General features: G+C 44.8%; 18 protein-coding genes. 6 read left to right on the plus strand and 12 right to left on the minus strand.

Annotated elements, in window-relative coordinates; all coding sequences use genetic code 11:
• Positions 1 to 38: 38 nt before the first annotated feature.
• The 7 genes from AC3CID_RS04955 to AC3CID_RS04985 form a co-directional block, all read right to left on the minus strand.
• A complete protein-coding gene (locus AC3CID_RS04955) occupies positions 39 to 1,610 on the minus strand; it encodes an amidase (protein WP_488527017.1) in 1,572 nt (523 codons plus the stop codon).
• 186 nt (positions 1,611 to 1,796) lie between these two features.
• Positions 1,797 to 3,041, minus strand: coding sequence for an esterase/lipase family protein (locus AC3CID_RS04960; protein WP_488527018.1), 1,245 nt, complete (start codon positions 3,039 to 3,041; stop codon positions 1,797 to 1,799).
• A gap of 168 nt (positions 3,042 to 3,209) precedes the next feature.
• Positions 3,210 to 3,656 carry a pentapeptide repeat-containing protein gene (locus AC3CID_RS04965; protein WP_054546715.1) on the minus strand — a complete coding sequence of 149 codons (447 nt, stop codon included), beginning with the start codon at positions 3,654 to 3,656 and terminating at the stop codon, positions 3,210 to 3,212.
• Between the two features lie 104 nt (positions 3,657 to 3,760).
• Positions 3,761 to 4,183, minus strand: a complete 423-nt coding sequence (locus tag AC3CID_RS04970) for a rhodanese-like domain-containing protein (protein WP_488527019.1) — start codon at positions 4,181 to 4,183, stop codon at positions 3,761 to 3,763.
• Between the two features lie 118 nt (positions 4,184 to 4,301).
• Positions 4,302 to 5,750 (minus strand): FAD-dependent oxidoreductase, encoded by a 1,449-nt coding sequence (locus tag AC3CID_RS04975; RefSeq protein WP_488527020.1) that lies wholly within the window; start codon positions 5,748 to 5,750, stop codon positions 4,302 to 4,304.
• 95 nt (positions 5,751 to 5,845) lie between these two features.
• Positions 5,846 to 7,255 (minus strand): cation:dicarboxylate symporter family transporter, encoded by a 1,410-nt coding sequence (locus AC3CID_RS04980; protein WP_054546712.1) that lies wholly within the window; start codon positions 7,253 to 7,255, stop codon positions 5,846 to 5,848.
• 238 nt (positions 7,256 to 7,493) lie between these two features.
• Complete coding sequence (locus tag AC3CID_RS04985; RefSeq protein WP_054546711.1) at positions 7,494 to 8,756, minus strand: metal-dependent hydrolase family protein; 1,263 nt, start codon at positions 8,754 to 8,756, stop codon at positions 7,494 to 7,496.
• Between the two features lie 405 nt (positions 8,757 to 9,161).
• Between AC3CID_RS04985 and AC3CID_RS04990 the strand changes: the two genes are divergently transcribed.
• Both AC3CID_RS04990 and AC3CID_RS04995 read left to right on the plus strand, forming a co-directional pair.
• Positions 9,162 to 10,496, plus strand: coding sequence for a CAP domain-containing protein (locus tag AC3CID_RS04990; protein WP_488527021.1), 1,335 nt, complete (start codon positions 9,162 to 9,164; stop codon positions 10,494 to 10,496).
• A gap of 305 nt (positions 10,497 to 10,801) precedes the next feature.
• Positions 10,802 to 11,290 carry a hypothetical protein gene (locus AC3CID_RS04995; RefSeq protein WP_102462605.1) on the plus strand — a complete coding sequence of 163 codons (489 nt, stop codon included), beginning with the start codon at positions 10,802 to 10,804 and terminating at the stop codon, positions 11,288 to 11,290.
• 100 nt (positions 11,291 to 11,390) lie between these two features.
• On the opposite strand, the gene AC3CID_RS05000 is transcribed toward AC3CID_RS04995, so the two are convergent.
• Entirely contained in the window at positions 11,391 to 13,085 is a 1,695-nt protein-coding gene (locus tag AC3CID_RS05000; RefSeq protein WP_488527022.1) for an amidohydrolase, read from the minus strand.
• 125 nt (positions 13,086 to 13,210) lie between these two features.
• On the minus strand, positions 13,211 to 13,387 hold the full coding sequence (locus tag AC3CID_RS05005) for a hypothetical protein (protein WP_488527023.1): 177 nt from the start codon (positions 13,385 to 13,387) through the stop codon (positions 13,211 to 13,213).
• Positions 13,388 to 13,439: 52 nt separating this feature from the next.
• Between AC3CID_RS05005 and AC3CID_RS05010 the strand changes: the two genes are divergently transcribed.
• Positions 13,440 to 14,402, plus strand: coding sequence for a helix-turn-helix transcriptional regulator (locus AC3CID_RS05010; RefSeq protein WP_488527024.1), 963 nt, complete (start codon positions 13,440 to 13,442; stop codon positions 14,400 to 14,402).
• 150 nt (positions 14,403 to 14,552) lie between these two features.
• Complete coding sequence (locus AC3CID_RS05015) at positions 14,553 to 15,071, plus strand: lipocalin family protein (RefSeq protein WP_017084640.1); 519 nt, start codon at positions 14,553 to 14,555, stop codon at positions 15,069 to 15,071.
• A gap of 95 nt (positions 15,072 to 15,166) precedes the next feature.
• On the opposite strand, the gene AC3CID_RS05020 is transcribed toward AC3CID_RS05015, so the two are convergent.
• Positions 15,167 to 15,541 carry a hypothetical protein gene (locus AC3CID_RS05020; protein ID WP_488527025.1) on the minus strand — a complete coding sequence of 125 codons (375 nt, stop codon included), beginning with the start codon at positions 15,539 to 15,541 and terminating at the stop codon, positions 15,167 to 15,169.
• A 76-nt stretch (positions 15,542 to 15,617) separates the two neighbouring features.
• Positions 15,618 to 15,923 (minus strand): monooxygenase, encoded by a 306-nt coding sequence (locus tag AC3CID_RS05025; RefSeq protein WP_060982885.1) that lies wholly within the window; start codon positions 15,921 to 15,923, stop codon positions 15,618 to 15,620.
• Positions 15,924 to 16,079: 156 nt separating this feature from the next.
• Between AC3CID_RS05025 and AC3CID_RS05030 the strand changes: the two genes are divergently transcribed.
• Positions 16,080 to 16,991, plus strand: a complete 912-nt coding sequence (locus AC3CID_RS05030) for a LysR family transcriptional regulator (protein ID WP_114633185.1) — start codon at positions 16,080 to 16,082, stop codon at positions 16,989 to 16,991.
• 28 nt (positions 16,992 to 17,019) lie between these two features.
• On the opposite strand, the gene AC3CID_RS05035 is transcribed toward AC3CID_RS05030, so the two are convergent.
• The gene (locus AC3CID_RS05035; protein ID WP_054546703.1) at positions 17,020 to 17,634 is read right to left on the minus strand and encodes a TetR/AcrR family transcriptional regulator; all 615 of its coding nucleotides are present in this window, start codon (positions 17,632 to 17,634) and stop codon (positions 17,020 to 17,022) included.
• 236 nt (positions 17,635 to 17,870) lie between these two features.
• Here AC3CID_RS05035 and AC3CID_RS05040 point away from each other — a divergent pair, with 236 nt between their 5' ends.
• Entirely contained in the window at positions 17,871 to 18,986 is a 1,116-nt protein-coding gene (locus AC3CID_RS05040; RefSeq protein ID WP_488527026.1) for an efflux RND transporter periplasmic adaptor subunit, read from the plus strand.
• Positions 18,987 to 18,993 lie beyond the last annotated feature (7 nt).

Here is an 18,993-nt window from a genome sequence, read left to right on the forward strand (position 1 = left end):
ATTTTCTAAATTGAATTGCTTCGAAAGTGAATTGCTTGTTAAAGCGCAATCGGGGCCTTTCTGTTTGCCCAAGGTTTGGCGTTTTCTAGTTGATAGGCCAATTCAAATAACAGGCGGTCGTTGCCCCTTGCTGCAGAAAAGTGGCTACCGACTGGAAGGTTCTGCTTGTTCCAATACAAGGGAACCGACATGGCGGGATTACCTGCCACGTTTTCGATAGGCGTGTAGGACATTAACTTTTCTGAACGTGTCCATATCTCTTTCCCTGATTGTGCTTTCTGGTCGAAATATTCGGTCTCCAAAGGCACGTGGTTTGCACAAGGAGTCAGCCAAATATCTATGCTTTTAAAGAACTCTCGGTTGTGACTGAGTGCGAAATTTCGGCATCGCTCTTGAGAGTCGGTATACAAGCTAGGAGCGGCTTTCAAGCGCGCTTGCATCGTACGAGCTAGATAGACGATGTTATCGCTTACTTTGTCGGGCATCGATTCTAGCGGCATGCCTAGGCGGTCGAACTGCTCAGCAAAGCTTGCCATCTTGTTGCCAAATACGCCCATGTAGTTGTGCATGAATACATCGCCATCTTGGATCGGTTGCTCAACTTCGATAACGATATGTCCAAGGCTCTCGAGCAAAGAGACCGTCGAACGAATAGCTGCGAGCGTATCTTCATCGGGAAGCCTGCCGTGGATATCTTTGAGGGTGACGCCAATTTTTACCTGACGGTTAAGAGAAGCATTAACCATTCCTATAGGGGTTCGAGGAAAAGGCGTCTCAAAGTCATTTTTTGTATGATGCTCTGTGACTGATACAGCCAAAGCTGCATCACGAACGGTTCTCGACATAAACGATTGATGAGTAAAATCTTCGTTTGTTGAGCCGTCAGTTAGCCCTGAAATCAAAGACTCTCGACTTGGCTTAAAGCCAAAAATACCTGTCGCTGAAGCGGGCATGCGCGAAGAGCCGCCACCATCAGTGGAATGCACTAATGGTACATAGCCAGCAGCAATCGCCGCTGCGCCACCACCAGTCGATGAGTGAACACCTCGGCTTAGATCCCATGGGTTACGCGTCGCGCCATAAAGGGGATTCTGCGTGCAGCCTAGTGCCATCATCTCGGGGATATTCGTCATACCAATGGTGTTTAGCCCTGCATTCTGTGTTGCACGAATAAACCAAGAGGTAGCGTTGGGCTTTCTACCTTGGTTTAGCTTCGATCCCATGGTGCATTCAAGCCCGACAACATCAACGCAGTCTTTCGCTAAGAAAGGCACGCCTGCAAAAGGGGAGTTCGGGTTAAATGAGTTGGCTCGCTCTAGCGCTAAGTCAAAGCACTCAGAAACAACCGCATTCACTTTATCGTTTGTCTGGCGAATTTTATAGATGGCTTCTTGTACGAATTCTTTTGGCGAGGCTTTTTTGTCTCTTATCAGATTTGCCATCTCAGTCGCATCCAGTGGCGAGTCAACGGTTTGGTGATCTGAAGGTAAATTTGTTGGTGAAGTTGGCGTTGCATTCGCTAAGGTCGGCAGAGAGAGAGCCGCAGCAGAAACAGCACCTTTCCCCATAACTTTGAAAAAATCTCTGCGTTTTAATTCATTGATAGTCATCGTTTCTATCCCAAGTTAGAAAGTCACTATCCTTGTTTCGAAACCTAGCTCGCTAGGCTTAGCGTCACTCCGTGTGCTTATTTATGGGATTAGAATAAAGATTAGCGTGTTGGCTTGCAGTGCAAATACCGCCAATGTTCATACCATTCACGCCAACTGGTTTGTCGGGTTATGTATAGGGAGAGGTTATCGCTCAGCTCTTAACCAAAAATCAGACATATCTTCAAACAGGTCATCGTTGTTCAAAATGCTTAAATGGTTTTCGTTATAACCGCGAATTTGGTCGGCGCTCAATTGAGCGGGGCGTGATAATTGGCTCGAAAGGTTGATTACTCCATCGTTACTGCTGGTATTAAATAGCTCGCCCGAGTTATAACCAAAGGCCAAAAAGTGGGGTATGTGAATCTCACTGCTATCAATGAATAAGTCAGCGATAAATTTTCCGTCTGGATTTAAATCAACCCATGCAGGCATTACCACGGGGGAGTACTCCATTCCTTGTTTAGCAGACTCAACACCACCAAACGGTGAAGAGATGGTGGTTACGCTGCTTACAAAGTCGCATAGCTGTCCGATTCGGCATTGACGAATACTGTTGGTTACGATCAAGCCGCCCATGCTGTGGGCAACAATATGTAATTGTTGGATCTTATATTCAGTCACCACCGTGTGTAACAGGTTATTTAAGCCTCTCGAGTTCAAAGATAGAGATAAACCTGAAGGGTAGTTAAACACCCATATTTGGTATTTAGATTGGTCTATTTTTCCAATGAGAGGGGAGAAATCTAAAGCCGTTGCATTGATCCCATGCACAAATAAGATCGGGATTTTAGCTGGGTCATATTCAGATAAAAAATAGAGACCTGCATTACCTTCGATCAAAAATGTCAGCGGTTGCCACATACCGAGCTTTGCGTTCCCTTTCTCAAAAGGAGGATCGGTTAAATTTGCCACGGTGCCTATGTCAACGAGGTCTAATTCTATTTTCAATAGCGAAGATAACGAACGATCAACAAACGCACTTGGGGCTTCATTTTCATTAACGGATAATGAGACTTCTATTGTTGATTTGTCTTTATGAGAACGAAGTTTTACCACACTGAAAGCTTCATTGGCTTGTAGGGTAAGATCTTGATTTTTATCTTCAAAGATAAGTAGGTAGTGGACGTTATTTGATACGTGCAAGTGAATGCTGTCACTGTCTATGATGCCATCGTAGCCATCCACTTCGCTTTTATTGATGTCTTTGATTTGTTCAATCACCACGGCAGAGCCGGAGGCAGGTTGACTCAAGGTAACCATGTATTGATTGGTTATGGAGTCGATAGCTTCTATCTCATTAGACAGGTTTCTAAAGTTACTGCACCCTGATAACACTGAACTGAGTAACAATGCTGAACTGAAAAATAGTGCAGTAAGTAATCGCCTCATTCTAATTTCATCCTTAAATCAACCCGATTCATCCATAAATCAAAAACCTGTGTTTAATAGTAGCAATAAAGCAGAGAGTCATCTTATCCATTATGTTTGAGCGTATCTTGTCTTGAAGCCCCGCTGATTTCGGCTGTTGGAACATTTGATATCGTTGCTTTGTTGCTCCTACTCAGAAGCGAAACATTCTTGGTTCGGGTTGCGTAGCTTGATGATGGTATTGCTTGGGTCTACTCGATTCAACGCGTCATCATTGAGATTAGCGTGACTGAAATCGGTGCGGAATAGATCCGCGCGATACAAATCAACGTTGAGCATTTGTGCGTGGCTCATGTCTGAGTTTCGTAAATCGGCATCGCGGAAAGCTGTGTTGTTTAGGTTGGCGTGGCTAAAATTGGCATGGGTGATATCAGCCTCACTCATGTCAGTGCCTGATAAGTCGGCGCCACTAAAATTGGTACGAATTAGGTTAGCGCAACGCAGGTCGATGTTTTGAAGTACTAGGTTACTTAGGTCGGCATTACGTAATTGTGCACGTTCACCACCTTGGTTTTCTAGCCATAGTTTGTGTTGTTCAAGAATAGAATAAAGTTCTTGTTGAGTGTATTTGTTCATACTTCACACCATCATTTTATTGAGCCCGCTGTTCTAGTCACCAGAGGGCTCTCATTAACTGAAAGCTTTGTTTAGTCGTTAGCCTTATTTAATAGACAGTTCTATTAAATCGGAATTTCAATGTCACCTGATTGCTCCGCCCAAGCAGCAAAACCACCTGCGAGGTTTTTAACGGGTTTTAACCCCATCTCCGCGGCCATCTTGGCAGCGTAAAGAGAACGCAAACCGTGGGCACAATAGAACACGTAGGTTTTGTCTTGGTTGAACACCTTATTGTGAAAGGGGCATTCAGGGTCAATCAAGAACTCCAGCGTGCCTCTTGGGCAAGTGAATGCGCCGGGAATAATGCCGAGCTTGTTTCTTTCTTCGGCTTCCCTCACATCGACAAACACGTAGTCATCAAGTGTGTTTTGTTTGTCGTCGCTGCCGTTGAATAGCGCTATTGCTTCTTCTACCGACATATCTTCAACGACTTGGTAGGCTTCTTCTTTTAGGGCTTTAATGCCTTTGGTAATGGTTTGTGCCATGGTTTTCTCTCTTATTAAAATTGGATGACGGTTCTGTGCCTATTTGGCATTGTTGTTTAATTCGTTATTTAGCTTGGTTGCTCCGAGACAGCTATTTCGTTTGGTTATTTCGAGACGGCTATTTCGCAACATTGCCCGCCACATTCAGCGCGTCCCATGTTCGTGCAAAAGGAGGAGCGTAGCTGAAATCAAGATAACCCAATTGCTGAGTCGTCATGCCTGCGGTAATCGCAACGCTTAATGCATGTAGCCGACCTACAGCGCCTTTCTTGCCGACAATTTCTCCACCTAAAAGGCGTTTAGATTTAGGGTCGTAAGCAAGTTTTATCTTGATGTCTTCTTGGCCGGGATAATAATCCGTTTGGTTCTTGTCATTAATGACTGAGGTACTGGTTGGCACTGCGTATTGGTTTGCCATCCAATGAGAAATACCTGTGCTAGCAAGCTCGTAATCCAACACTTTCAATGAAGATGAACCTAAGAAACCATCAAGGAAGGCCTCTTTGCCTGCCAATTTGTCGGCCATCATTCGAGCCTGTTTATTCGCTGTGGTGGCGAGTGGCAAATACACGGGTTCATCAAGCGTTAAATGATGAACCGTCGCGCAGTCGCCCACCGCGTAAATATTCGGTACTGACGTTGCACCAAACTTATCGACTAATAACGCACCGTTGCCCATTTTTGGCAGGTCAAACAACTCGGTGTTAGGTTTGAAACCAAGCGCCAGAATCACAATGTCGGCTTGAATGGTGATGTATTCCGGTTCTACCGAATGGCTGGTGGCTTCGTTAGTGTTATTGGTCGCGGATCGAGTTTTGCTCACTGTAAGCAGATAACTCGCTTTCTCACTATTCCCTTCGTCGCTGTCTTTTGAAGCAAAACGTTCAATGTGTTCGACTTGGGTATTGGTCAGCAGGTTGGTTCCTGTGTCACGAATGGCATCTTCGACGTCGGAGATCATCTCTGGGCTGAATTGGCGGCTCATGATGTGCGCTTCGCGCTCAATAATGGTGATGTCTTTTCCTAAGTCATGTGCCGCATCGAACATCTCTAATCCAATAAAACCTGCACCAATGATTGCAACGCGAGGTTTATCTACTGCGAGCATGGCTTGTTTCATGGCAACGCCATCTTCCATGCTAGTGAGTGTGTAAACATGCTCGGTGCTATTCGAATCAGCACGATCATGATTACCCACACGAAAAGAGGTCGCGAAGTCTGGAATTAAAGGGCGCGCACCTGTCGCGATGATTAACTTATCAAACGGAATATCTTGTGATTCGCCTTGCGTGTTGACTGTGATGATTTGCTCAGCAGCGTTCACTGCGACCACCTCAGTATTGATACGAACATCGAGTCCGGAATCGATGGCTTGCTGCGGCGTGCGAGAGATCATGCGATCTGTATTTGGGAACTTGTCGCCAACAAAGTAGGGCAAACCGCAGGCACCAAACGAAAGGTAGCTGCGTTTTTCAATGACAATAACGTCATCTGTGGGTTGGTTTCTTTTGTATTTGGCAGCAAAGCTCATACCAGCAGCACTGCCACCTAAAATTACGATTTTCATAGTGGTACTTCTTCTTATAAGGACGCGGCATTCGCGCCCTGTGTTTATTGGGATGATTCTGAGTGACTTGAAGCGACTGACGTTAAGTTAAAAACTTAAGCTGGAATCTCGCCATTGGTCGTATTCGACAGGGCTTGTGCTTTGTACTGTTCTGTATTCAATGAGCCGTTAGTCTTAGCAGTAAGAACACCAGACAACATCGACCCAGAGATATTGAGAGCGGTGCGTGCCATATCAATCAAGGCTTCAATAGATACCAGTATCGCTACAATCGTGATGTCCAATCCCATGATGGTTAGCACGGCAACCGCTGCAAAGGTCGCACCGCCGCCTACACCCGCAATACCGAATGAAGCAATGGCAATCACGGCAATAAGTTGTAGAACAAAGCTCAAATCAATCGGGATACCCATCACTTGTGCAGCCATGATGGCAAGCATTGCAGGGTAAATACCGGCACAACCGTTTTGGCCAATGCTGGTCCCGAATGTTGCCGACATATTGGCTGTCTCTTCATCTACACCAAGGCGCTGAGTTTGTGTTTCAACGTTTAGCGGAATGGCTGCCATGCTTGAGCGAGAACCAAATCCGAACACCAGTACGGGCCAAGATTTTTTAGCGAATGTCTTCGGAGACAAACCAAACAAGCCAACAAGTACAAGGTGAACAATGAACATCGCTGCGATCGCCGCGTAGCTTGCAATAACGAATCGGCCCATTTCAGAGAGTGCGAACAAATCGTTGCTCATCATGAACTTGGTCATTAAAGCAAATACGCCATAAGGGGTGAGCTTAAGTATTTCTCGCACCATCGATAGCACGACTTCTTTTGCTGCATTGATGAAATCAACAAAGCTTTGCACTTTCTCTGGCTTACGCTTTTTCACTTGGAGAATGCTAAAACCAAGGAACATACCGAATAGAACCGTCGATAGTGTTGAGGTTCTTTCTGCGCCAGTCAGCATTTCAAAAATATTGGTCGGGATGATAGACAACACCAAGCTTGTGAAGGTGTTGTTCGACATCAGCTCTTGAGTCGATAGCAGGCTATCGCTGCGCGCTTCAATGGCAGTGCTAGTTCCCATTGCATTGACTAAGCTGTTCGCGTCGATGTTGAACAAGTAGATACTCGCAATTCCGATTACTGCAGAAATAGCCACGGTGAAAATCAACACGCCAATCACTTTAGGTGCGATTTTCGAGAGTGCACTGGTGCCTTCTACATTCATGATGGAAGCTGTCATGGCAACAAACACTAACGGTATTACTATCATCTGGAGTAGCTTGACGTAGCCATTACCGAACAAAGAGATAAGCTCTGAGAACTGCAAGCCAGCCGCGCTGTCGGTGCCCAGTACTACTTGGATAATGCCACCAAACAGAAGGCCGCCAACCAGTGCGCTAAGAACGCGGAAGTTGAAGCTTTTTTTCTGTTTTTTAAAGCGAGATAACACGACGTAAAAGCCGAGAAAAATGGCACTCAGTGCCAGTAACGTAAAGCTCATTTTAAGCTCCTATATCTACATCAAATAAAAGCACTGGAGTGGGGCACATAACGTGTGTGAGGTGGTGTTTTACCAAAGGCGCACAAGGTTTGAAGCGTTGTCCAGTGAAGGAATATCTGTAAGACGAAGCTTGATTAAAAAAGACGGTAAAAAATCACAATTAATTTTCAAATAAGAAAACGGTGCTATGACGAATCCGCCATAGCACCGTTGTTTATTCTAATCTTTAGGTTCTTAATTAGAGGTTATTTTTATATACCTTGCCGTCTTTCATGATCAGCTTTTGTGTCTCTGTGTTGGCAACACACGCTACGCCTTCCAGTGGGTTGCCATCGATAATCAATAGATCGGCATACGCGCCTTCAACGATCTGACCTAACTTGCCTTCTTGGTATGGGTGTTGGTAAGTCGACATCTCGAACAAGCGTCCACAGTTTGATGTCGCCATGCGAAGTGCTGTGATGGTGTCGAATGTTTTCTCAATCGCACCAAGTTCATTCAATTGTGTTGCATGAACGTTGGTTTCACCCACGCAGTCAGTGCCAAAAGCAATGTTCTGAATATCGTATTTCTTAATCAGTTCCGCCGATTTGAACATGGCTTTACCTACGCGTTCTGTCTTTCGGTATGTCTCTTCGTTCGGCAGTGGGATCTTGCGTTCTGCAATCAATGAAGAGGTGAAGTAAGACGGAATCACCCAAATGCCTTTCTCTTTGATGATCTCGGCAATGTCGTCATCCATAATTGTCGCGTGTTCGAAAGACATCACGCCCGCTTCGGCTGCTCGGCGCATCGCATCAGAGGTGTGGATGTGCGCGGCAACATAAGTGCCATAATCAGAAGCGGCATCAACCGCGGCTTTCATTTCTTCTGATGTGAATTGCAACGTGTCTAGTGGGTCGAATGTTGAAGATGCACCACCGCCAGCCATGATCTTGATTTGAGAAGCGCCCATAAACAGCTGTTCACGCACGGCTTTTAATACTTCTGAACGACCATCAGCAATTTTCATGGCACCTAGCTTCATCATTGGTGAATCTTCGTGACCGTTTGCCAAACGTTCTTGTGCTTGGTTCTGACGGTAATCGGAGTGACCACAGGTTTGAGATATAGCGGCCATTGAAGGAAGAATTCGTGGGCCAGTTGCGTAACCGTTATCGATACTTTTCTTTAGGCCAAGCGTGTTACCCGCCACATCACGAATAGTCGTAAAACCGCGCATCAACATCTCTTCTGAAATCTTTGCTGAGCGAATCGCCACTTCTTCACGGGTCATTGTATCAATGACATTAAAAGAGGCAGAGAGCGTGATATGAACGTGCGCATCAATCAGGCCTGGCATGACTGTGCCGCCTTGAGCATCAATAATTTCATCGGCTAACGTTGAATCAATCTCACCAATCTGAGTGATCAAGTTATCTTCGATGAGGATTGATACGTTCTCGATTAAGTTGTTATCAACACCGTTAAATACGTTCGCGTTAGTGATTAGCTTTTTCATAGTCTGCACCTTTTGGAAATGAGTGTGTGTCGCTGATGGAGTCATAATATGGGGCGCAGCATTTGAAGAATGGCCATTTGGTGACAAGCAATAACGAGACTTATCTTTTGGTGCTTTTCTATATTTCTAAGTTTTTCCTATTCGAACGTTCAGGTGTATTTCAAATCGTCGTCACCTTGTGTTGAGAATCAATTTACCGAACTGTAACTGGCTCTAAAACGGAAGGCTTAAGGGAAATGCTGAATTAGTTCATAGACTTAAAGGGCGAACGTTAAATTGACAATATCTTATAAAATGTTAAATCGGTGTCAGTATTTGGGGGCTCTGACATTGGTCTGAAATTTAAGTTCGTTCTATGAGGCAACATCCTTACATCAAGAAAAATATATGGTTAAGGATTAACTCATGAAAAAACAAAATATCTCGGCAGTCGCCCTTTTAGCACTGATTATTACAGGTTGTGGCGGAGAAAGTTCGTCAGGAGGTGACAGTACAACTTCTAACAACGCTAATGCTCCAAGTAATCCAAGTAATCCCGACTCATCATCTACCTCTCAGCAGCCTGACATTAAAGCTCTTAGCAACAATATGATTTTTGCTATCGAAGGCTTTGTCGATACAACGGCTCCGATCAGAAATTATTCTTCTATTTCCGTTAAAAATGAACTGCCTGCATTCAAAGGTGGGGATACTCAGAAGGTTGATGTGGATATCGCGGTACCAACGATCGTTATCGATAATGGCAGTAACTTTGTTAACGATTGGCACTGTTATGAAACCGCAGGGTTAAACGCGCAAAGGAAAAGTCATCAGTTACTTGTGGACGGTACAATTTCTGAATATCGATACGATATGCAAAGCAACGCTTGTTCTAGTGAGCTCTTGGGATCGTATGTGTTTAACGATGCGGTGTTCGACAGTTCGTTGGAATTTAAAACCGTTGGCAGCGTAGTTTCCAAAGATGAGAACGGAGTGGAGTCTAATCTACCCATTTACGATTTTATCGCTCAAGCTTATGGAGAGCAGTCAAAAGAGCGGTTTGGTGATTCTTGGGAATTATTACAGCGCGATAAAATTAATGCAGCAGCTAAGGAGGTTGGGGCCTCGATCTTTGAGTTGAACACTTTATCTGGAAAGATCGATTTGGATCTAGGTCAGCTTAATAGCGACACTCTTATCGATTTCGCTTCACTTGATACAAATCAATTATTGAATGGTGCGATTTGGGGGATGCCCGGTCAAGGCGTTGCCGATGAAAAATGGTGCCGAATTGTGAACATTCCGGAAGATTTAAGCCAGAACAGTATCAAGTACCAATCTGTTATCTCGACAAATTGTGCGAGGTCGGCACAACGTTATTGTGATGCCTTTGGTTCATCGTTTTCGAGTGGTAACTACCCACCAGCAGCTCCTATCGCCTGGGATAGTAACACGGCGAGTAATGCCCAATTGAACTCTGATGAGCAGTACCGAAGAGATGCTCAAGGTCACTTTGTTGTGAACAGTTCTGGTCAGAATGCGTTTGTCCTCTCATCCAATTCGGTTGTGATTCCTATTTTTGGTTACACCAGTCCGCGAAGTGATGGGCAAGTTAACAATGCCGGTCTTAATAGTTGGGCTGGTCACGAAGGTCACTGCCAAAACGTGATGAATAGCCGACACACAAAGATGGGGATTGGATACAAAGTCAGTAAGTCAGATACATCGAAGATGTCTTATTGGACGCAAGATTTCAACTAACACACTCATTGCTTAAATACGGGTCATCCATTTAGCGTCTCTATTCTTTCTTTAGTTGGTAGTGGCAGGTTACTTGGGAGTAGCAAATTACTCGAGAGTGGCACTTTGCTCGATAGTGCCATTTTACTTTACAGTGATACGTGGTCGATCAGGATTATTGAAGGTGGAGGTGCGAAGACATTATGACGATTCATTTGTGTTGTGAATGATTTTGAGTGGTGTCATGAAATGGTAAGTTTTGCTTCTATTCGAACGCTAAGATGTATTTCAAATCAAGGCTACTTATCAAATTAGAGAGAGACAGAATGACTAAATCAGACAAAGTTTATGGGTTCAACACACCACAACGCCTATTTGTAGGTTACACGTTAGCCGTGCTGGTGGACTTAGTCGTGCTTAACTTTTTCGATGAGTACTGGGACTTCGTCAACATTGAATCTTTCACTATTTCTTTGATAGCGGCGTTGTTACTGCAGTTATTGTTGAAGCTCTCTATTGGCTTAGAACACAAGGTAGCGGATTACTTCAAACAGAAATCTGGAACGGCACCTAAGGTGTATCGAGCGCTGTCGACATACATTATTCTTGTTGGCTCAAAATTCGTCATGCTAGAAGCGATAAACCTTATGTTCGGTGACAAGGTGAGCTTCACAGGCCCTTGGGGCGGTGTGGTAGCGTTCTTCGCTGTGGTATTTACGATTCTGGTTGCTGAAGTGATTGTATCGAAGATCTACTTTGCTCTGGATGAAAAGCAAGAATCAAATGTGAACGCGCTTAAAGACACCAACGCGTAACACAACATAAAATACAGATGTGAATAGCAGACGAGCCAGCTGAATAAGTTGGCTCGTTTTCGTTTGTGTGGCGATAACCAATTCGCTCCGCTTATTGGCTTTATTTTCCGTAAACCACATCCCCTCTTAACACCGTCATCAACACCTGAGTCTTGGCTATTTGTCTTGCCGACACTGTGGTGATGTCCCGGTCGAGAATCGCGAAGTCCGCTGATTTACCCACCTCAATAGATCCAGTGATGTCGTAGATGCCCAAGCTAGAAGCGGCATTAATCGTGTAGGCGTCTATTGCTGTGTAGATATCGGTTAGGCCGGTTTTACCCATGATTAAGCTGTTCGCGATGCCGACCAATGGGTTGATGTCGTGTACATTCCAGTCACTGCTTAGGGTGATATTGGCGTCGGTTTTGAGTATTGCGTCCAGGTTCATCATGGCTTTGGCGCGGCGAGCACCAAGGAAGGCTTCGGCCCATTGGTGTTGATGTCTTGCAATGTAATCAGACCCGACTTGGAAATCTGCCGAGACATTGAGTTGCTTGAAGCGGGGAACATCTTCATCATTGATTAACTCAATGTGGGTTAAGGTGTAAGGTTTTTTCGAGCCTTGTTTACGGACGCTTTCGATAGCATCGAGGGATTCACGAACCGCACCATCACCAATAGCGTGAATGTGCGCACTAAAACCGATTTTATCGAGCGCGGTTAGCCACTCTTTCATCTGTGCTGGTGGTATGTAGTTCAAGCCATTCGGCGACTGCGGCAGATAAGTATCCAAGTAGGGTGCGAGTGTTTTTGCTGTGCCATTAATGAAGATACCATCGCTGTACATTTTCACCTGATCGACCAGTAGCAGACGGCTTTTATCATCGGAATACATCTTTTCGAATACTTCGAGCTGAGATGGGATCGCCATTGATGGGTAAACCCAAGGGCGCAATGACACGCGAGCAGTCAAATCTTGGTTTTGCTCTGCTTCTAGCCAAACGTCATACCAACCGCGTTTCCAGTACATCCGACCGTCACCAATGGTGGTAATGCCGTGCGCTGCGGCTTCTTCAAGTCCGAACATTAAGCCTTGGTAGCTTTGTTCAAAGAGCTCGCTTTGGCTGTTCCACGCCATCTCCATGATTTGGTCGCCAGCATTATCTAACAAGATGCCGTTAAGCTTTCCGCTATCAGGATCTTTTAAATAGGCACCGCCTTGTGGATCTGGCGATTGTTGGCTGATTCGGGCGATTTTCAGTGCCTTTGAGTTGACCCACATCGAGTGTGAGGTTTGCTCCATAAGCACCACGGGGCGATCAGGGAAGATGCTGTCGATGATCTCAAGTGGTGTGTATTCAGAGTCGCTGTCGAGTGTTGACTCAAGAGAAAAGCCATAACCCATTAGCCAACCTCTGCCATTGGTCTCGGCATTGATTTTACAGGCTTCTAAGTAAGGGATTTGCTCTTCTAATGTGGCTTCAGAATCCAGTTCGCAATTGCCACCCAGCTCTGAGGCGGCTTCAAACACATGGTTATGATTATCAATGAACCCCGGCAAAACAAAGGCATTCTCCAAGTCGATGACATCGGTATTCTGTCCTTGAAAAGCTTTCGCTTGTGAATTGTCACCGATGAAGATGATCTTGCCTTTATGGGTAACGATCGAGTCTGACTCGCGATGCCCATATATGTCGGCATTGGTAAAGATCTGGTCTGCGGTTAGGCTTTGAGAAAAAGCCGATGGCACAGTGCCTAGGCTAACGAATAATGCAATCCATGCAGTGCGTGGCAAAGTGAGCTTATTGTTCATTATTATTTATTCCATGTTCCACTGTTTAATAAGTATAGAAAGCGAGTGGCCAGTGTGAAACTCTACATGAATGACAGATAAAAGCTGCGACTAATCAATAAATTGTGGCTTTAACAAATCTTCAATCACGACTCCTGTTTTAGGCTCTTACGCAGATATTTTCTGTATTCGTCATAAGAGTTATAGCCATAGAGTTTCCAAGTGTGATCACCCTTAATGTTGTGGTTGTAGGTGATCTCGCCTATCCACTGCTGACGTGTGGCAAGAATCATATCGCGAATTTTTAATAATAAAGTGTCCATAGTTGCTCTCCTGATTAAGTTCACCTGAAGTATATTTAGCGGTGACAACCGGATGAGTATCGTTAGCGCAATGTTCAATACTTTTCAGTCAATGTGCTCATCTAAATGGTTTGATGCGTATACTTTCAATATTAAAACGTCACTGAGCATCACAATGAAAGGTTACTTGGAAAAAGTGCCACAACGAATTGGCACATCATGGCGCTATAAGAAAATCGTCGAGAACGGTAAAAGCTATGGTTGGCACCGACATGAAGAGTACGAGATCGCGATTCATCGTCACTTTACTGGCCATAGCTTTATCGGGCATCACCAAAGCGATGTGTTTCACAACCATATGATCTTGGTTGGGCCAGATTTACCTCATGCCATCTATTCGGACGAGAGCACTGATGATTCGCGAATATGTGAAACGCACGTAGTTTGGTTTCGCAAAGATTGGATAGAGCAATTGATAGCGTGCTGTCGAGAGCTCGAACCGCTACGTGTATTGCTAGAAGAATCAAAGAAAGGGCTTCAGTTTTCACCCGCGACTGCAGAGAAAGCGGCGGAATTGTTGAATAAGGTGATGAACCAGTCGCCACATCAACAACTGCTTACCTTGTTCTCTTTGTTTGCACTTTTGCTTGAGGATCAAGAGGTAGTGCAGTTGATTAACCCTGTCTTCAACTCGGATGATGAAGATGAAGTCAGCGATAAGTTGGACAAGGTTGAAGCTTTCTTGGTGAACAATTTTAATCACGACATCTCGGTTAATGACTTAGCCAAGCATCTCTACATTAGTGAGAGTAGCGTTAGGCGCTTATTTCAAAAACACTACAATGAGAGTTTTAGTCAAAGGCTAAAGAAAATTAGGCTCAATGTGGCGTGTGATTTATTGATTAATACTTCACTGCCAGTGAATCTGATTTTGGAGAAAGTGGGATACGACAACCAAGCCAACTTTAATCGCCAGTTTAAATCGTATAAGCAGGTGACTCCGACTCAATATCGAATGGCAATGAAACACCATTGATTCATTCACAGACTAAACCATTCACATAAGATTCTGCATAAATTACAGTTAGGTGAACTTTAAAAATGGATTTAACGTATTACCAAGGATGTAAGTTTATGTTTTCACAAGGCTTACTCTCATTACTAATAAAAAAAAGCCGAGGTTAGGATGAAAAAAATATTATTGCTGCTTAGTGTGATTCTATTGGGTGGTTGCGTTGGCATGCCTGAAACGGTTAAGCCCGTTCAACAGTTCGAGTTGGATCGATACCTAGGGAAATGGTACGAAGTGGCTCGTTTAGACCATTCGTTTGAGCGTGGCTTAGACAACATCAGTGCCGAATACAGTCTGCGTGATGATGGTGGCGTTAAGGTGATTAACCGCGGCTATTCGGCTGAAGATGGCGAATGGAACGAGGCGGAAGGCAAAGCGTATTTTGTCGAAGGCAGCGAACAAGGCTATCTGAAGGTGTCGTTCTTTGGTCCATTCTATGGCGCTTATGTGGTGTTTGAGTTGGATAAAGAGAACTACCAATACGCGTTTGTTTCGGGCCCAGATACTGACTACTTGTGGTTACTTTCAAGAACACCAGAGGTTGCGCCAGAAGTGATGGAGAAGTTCAAAGCGATGTCTAAAGAGCGTGGCTTCAATACTGATGAATTGATTTACGTTGAGCACAGCAAATAAGCTGAGCGCGCGAAGTTAACGACAGTTGATTGAGAAAAAGGAACAGATGAAGAGTGCACCTGTTCCCTTTTTATTGGTTTCGTGTTTTGTATGAACTAGCCTTGTCGACGAACCTGCAACACGCTGAGCACCGATAGTGAAAGGAAGAACGCAGGATCACTCCAGCCGAAGCCAACAAAAATGCCTGTAAACGCGGCATACAGGGTGATGATGGCACCCAGCATGTTGGCCACAACCAAACCTTGGATGAGCTTTTTGGTACTGACTCCGGGCTCAATATCTCGCAATAACCAGCTTATCGCGGCGATACCACCAAGGAAGATACTGGTGTGTTGAGAGAGAAAATAAGCGTACCTATCATTAATTTCCACGCCGTACATAGGCCACATGACCGTTGGTAGGAAAAACAACGCGAAGGCAAACCCTGCGTAAATGATGCCGTGTAGGCCTAAAAACGTTTTATTGTTCATTTGTTATCTCTCTATCTCGTGCCTTTCGCTGTTTCTATTTTCATTTCAATCGCTTTGTTTTCATTCAGCGAATTAACTAGTCGTTGATTGGGCCTTTGTTAATGGTAGTTAAAGGCTGATTAACGTCAAAAATCACACCACGTACTTCGTCGACGCCCATCTGTTTAAGGCGAGCGCTATGCATCGCTAGGTACGTCTCTGCACTGAGTTGGTCTTCAAAAAGATAGACACCACCGCCCAGTTTTTCAGCTTCATTTTCTGTCCAGATTTTCCAGATCATACCCGGTTCGTTGTTAATAGACTTTGCTAGGTCAACGAGTGCGTTCGACATCTCTTCACCAAATGGGCCGCTAAATTCAAAATCGACTTGTAATAATTTCATGGTTATTTCTCCAAACAGTTACTTGGTATTGCGCTGAGACTCATGGTCATTTCGCAAAACATAGGAGGCTTGATTGCCTGTTGAAATAGATATTACCTGTAAAAAACAGACAGAAAAGTTCATAATATAGTTAATAACTGTCAGGATTTTAGACCAATGAGATTAAAGACCACCCTCGACCAATGGCAAACACTCTATGAGATAGACCGGGCTGGCAGCATTCAGGCGGCGGCACTGCAATTGAATAAGAGCCACACCACGCTGATTTATGCGTTGAGAAAACTGGAAGATCAACTGGGCGTGTCTTTGGTTCAGGTTGAAGGTCGTCGGGCGGTACTGTCGGAAGACGGAAAGTCGCTGCTGCGCCGAGCGAGTAGCATGTTGGAACAAGCTCGCGAGCTAGAGTTGATTAGTGAACAGCTAGCAAAAGGTATGGAGTCTGAAATTGTGGTGGCGGTTGATCATTTGTGTTGTCTTGAGCGCCTTTACAAACCTATGGCTGCGTTTATGGCTGAGAATAACACCACATCAATACAAGTGATTGAAACTTCATTGTCTAAGACCACGGAAATGGTCATTCAAGAATTGGTTGATGTTGCCATTATCAACTTACCGATCACCAATTATCCTGCTGAAGCCTTTGGTTTTACGATGATGGAGCCTGTCGTTGCTTGCTCGCACCCGTTAGCTAGCATGTCATCCATATCGCTTAATCAGCTGTCGTCTCTTCCACAAATTGTGGTGAGAGATTTAGGTGCTCAAGCTAGTCAAGGCAGTAAAAAACAAGGTGAGAAAAAGGATGTAGGGTGGTTGAAGTCGAGTCAGCGTATTACGGTGGATAATTTCGACCATGCGTTTGGCGCGGTAGGGCAGGGTGTGGGCTATTGCCGATTGCCTAAGCACATTGTTGAAAGTCGAGGAAGTGACAAGCTCACTGTGTTGAACGTGGAAAATGGCAGTGGGTATCACGTTCCGCTGCACCTGACTTTGCCAAAAGGAGCCAAGACAGGCCCTGCTGCTAATCGTTTCTATGAACTGCTTCTTGAATCAGCCCAGAATGCGGACTAGGTGCTATGAGAAACTTAGCTATGGGCTATTAACGAGGTTGGTTGCCGTTTAAGAATAGTGCGACACATTCACGCGTGTAGTGAAGTCTTTCATCTTGTGACTCACCGCTATCGTGTCCGAAGAATCCCCAATACGCCGATTTGCCATGAAACATCAGCAACAGTTGGCGTGCAGCAATGACTGGCGAGCTTGATGTCGACAGTGTGAGATCACCAGATTCTATTTTCGACTGTAGGTAATCGGCGAGTAATTTTGTGGTTTTCTGAGGCCCAGTTTCTAAATAGATTGAGGCGATCTCTGGATGCGTATTCGCTTGGCTAATGGCATTTTGGAAGGTTTGTCGTGATTGTTCATCAAGTAACAAATCCTGAAATTTCACACCAAATTTCACCAACTCATCACCCACCGCTGCATCCATATTAAAGGCAGCAGGACTGAGTTCTCGCTCCGCACACTTGGTTTGCATGCAGGTTTCGAAAAGTTCGTCTTTGTTTTTAAAGTGAGAGTAGACCGTTTGCTTGGAAACGTTCGCTGCTTTGGCTATCTGATCCATATTGATCTTGAAGCCATGTTCAGAGAAAAGTTGGCTTGCTGCGGTTAAGATCTGCGATCTCTTCTGTTCACTCTTGATGATTTTAGTCACGTGCTTGCTTCTCGTTACTTAGTGTTGTCTCGTTACCTAGTTTGTCTCGTTGCTTGGTGCCTGTTGGTGCTCAGTTCTATGTGTCTCGTTTTACGCTAAGCATTATGCTTTTTGTGATGGTTTTATCAATCATTAACGATGAAACTTATTTTTAACATAATCAAACTAGACAGTCTAGTTTGATTTGGTTAGTCTAAAAAAAGAACATAATTGAGTACCGCATAGGAACAGTACGTATGTATAAATTGATGAAGGGAAGCGCAGTGGCAGTGGCGTTGTCGGCTTTTCTTGTTGGATGTGGTGAAAAGGAACAAGCCCAAGAGTCGGTTGATTCAACCGCTGAAACGGCATCGAGCGTCCAAACCATTTTAACCGTGGAAACGATGGCCTTGGCGCTGTCTTCCTCTTATGCAGTACAACGCGAATATGTCGGTGTGGTTAAGGCGGGTCAACAGGCTAATTTAGGTTTCGAACTGGCGGGCAAAGTAAACGAGATTCTGGTGGATGTCGGTGACACAGTCACAACGGGTCAGCCGTTGATTCGATTGGATACCCAACTTTTGGAAACTGAATCTAGTCAGTTGAAAGCTCAAGCTGAAGAAGTCAAAGCTCAGTTGAGCCTTGTTGCAGCGAACCTTAAACGTCAGCGTTCATTGAAAGCAAAAGGTTTCAGTGCTGAGGCGGAAATTGATTCGTTAACCAGTGAACAACGCGTGTTGCAAGCCAACTTACTGCGCATTGATGCTTCGGTAAAAGGCAATCAATTGAAGCTGGTGAAATCGACAGTGCTTGCGCCTTATTCGGGCACTATTGCAACGCGTTTTGTCTCTTTGGGAGATGTAGTGAATGTGGGCAACCCAACACTGACACTGCTTGCCTCTGAAGGTAAAGAAGCGTTCATTGGTATTCCTGCACACCAAATGCAAAAAGTTACCTCGCTTTCTGCGCCTAACATCCGAGTTGGGAGAACAGATTATGCCGTGGAGCTATTGAATCCCGGCGCAATGGTCGACACTCGGTCTCGCAGTGTCGGTTTACGTTACCTTTTTCCTGAGCAAGCTTCTGTTTTAGAAGGGCAACTTGCGTACCTTAAGTTTGATGAGCAAATCGATGACCAAGGTTACTGGGTTCCTCTCACGGGTTTGATCGATGGTTTACGTGGTGTGTGGAATATCTTCGTTATTGGTGAAGATAATAAGGTTGAACGTCGAAGCGTGCAGGTGTTGTTTGCCAATAACCAACAAGCCTACGTGAGCGGTGCAATCAGCGAAGGTGAGCAGGTGATATCCAGTGGGTTACATCGTTTGGTTCCCGGCCAAACCGTGAAGCCAGCCAGCGTTACTGCTGAATAGGAAATAG

It is taken from the genome of Vibrio sp. QJM3NY_21, from assembly GCF_057785975.1.

Excerpts from the sequence above, each read along its gene's own strand:
- AC3CID_RS04975 (WP_488527020.1), bottom strand. The coding sequence starts at position 5,750 with ATGAAAATCGTAATTTTAGGTGGCAGTGCTGCTGGTATGAGCTTTGCT.
- AC3CID_RS05010 (WP_488527024.1), top strand. The coding sequence starts at position 13,440 with ATGAGTATCGTTAGCGCAATGTTCAATACTTTTCAGTCAATGTGCTCA.
- AC3CID_RS05015 (WP_017084640.1), top strand. The coding sequence starts at position 14,553 with ATGAAAAAAATATTATTGCTGCTTAGTGTGATTCTATTGGGTGGTTGC.
- AC3CID_RS04955 (WP_488527017.1), bottom strand. The coding sequence starts at position 1,610 with ATGACTATCAATGAATTAAAACGCAGAGATTTTTTCAAAGTTATGGGG.
- AC3CID_RS05025 (WP_060982885.1), bottom strand. The coding sequence starts at position 15,923 with ATGAAATTATTACAAGTCGATTTTGAATTTAGCGGCCCATTTGGTGAA.
- AC3CID_RS04965 (WP_054546715.1), bottom strand. The coding sequence starts at position 3,656 with ATGAACAAATACACTCAACAAGAACTTTATTCTATTCTTGAACAACAC.
- AC3CID_RS04985 (WP_054546711.1), bottom strand. The coding sequence starts at position 8,756 with ATGAAAAAGCTAATCACTAACGCGAACGTATTTAACGGTGTTGATAAC.
- AC3CID_RS05030 (WP_114633185.1), top strand. The coding sequence starts at position 16,080 with ATGAGATTAAAGACCACCCTCGACCAATGGCAAACACTCTATGAGATA.
- AC3CID_RS04980 (WP_054546712.1), bottom strand. The coding sequence starts at position 7,255 with ATGAGCTTTACGTTACTGGCACTGAGTGCCATTTTTCTCGGCTTTTAC.
- AC3CID_RS05000 (WP_488527022.1), bottom strand. The coding sequence starts at position 13,085 with ATGAACAATAAGCTCACTTTGCCACGCACTGCATGGATTGCATTATTC.
- AC3CID_RS05020 (WP_488527025.1), bottom strand. The coding sequence starts at position 15,541 with ATGAACAATAAAACGTTTTTAGGCCTACACGGCATCATTTACGCAGGG.
- AC3CID_RS05005 (WP_488527023.1), bottom strand. The coding sequence starts at position 13,387 with ATGGACACTTTATTATTAAAAATTCGCGATATGATTCTTGCCACACGT.
- AC3CID_RS05040 (WP_488527026.1), top strand. The coding sequence starts at position 17,871 with ATGTATAAATTGATGAAGGGAAGCGCAGTGGCAGTGGCGTTGTCGGCT.
- AC3CID_RS04990 (WP_488527021.1), top strand. The coding sequence starts at position 9,162 with ATGAAAAAACAAAATATCTCGGCAGTCGCCCTTTTAGCACTGATTATT.
- AC3CID_RS04970 (WP_488527019.1), bottom strand. The coding sequence starts at position 4,183 with ATGGCACAAACCATTACCAAAGGCATTAAAGCCCTAAAAGAAGAAGCC.
- AC3CID_RS04995 (WP_102462605.1), top strand. The coding sequence starts at position 10,802 with ATGACTAAATCAGACAAAGTTTATGGGTTCAACACACCACAACGCCTA.
- AC3CID_RS04960 (WP_488527018.1), bottom strand. The coding sequence starts at position 3,041 with ATGAGGCGATTACTTACTGCACTATTTTTCAGTTCAGCATTGTTACTC.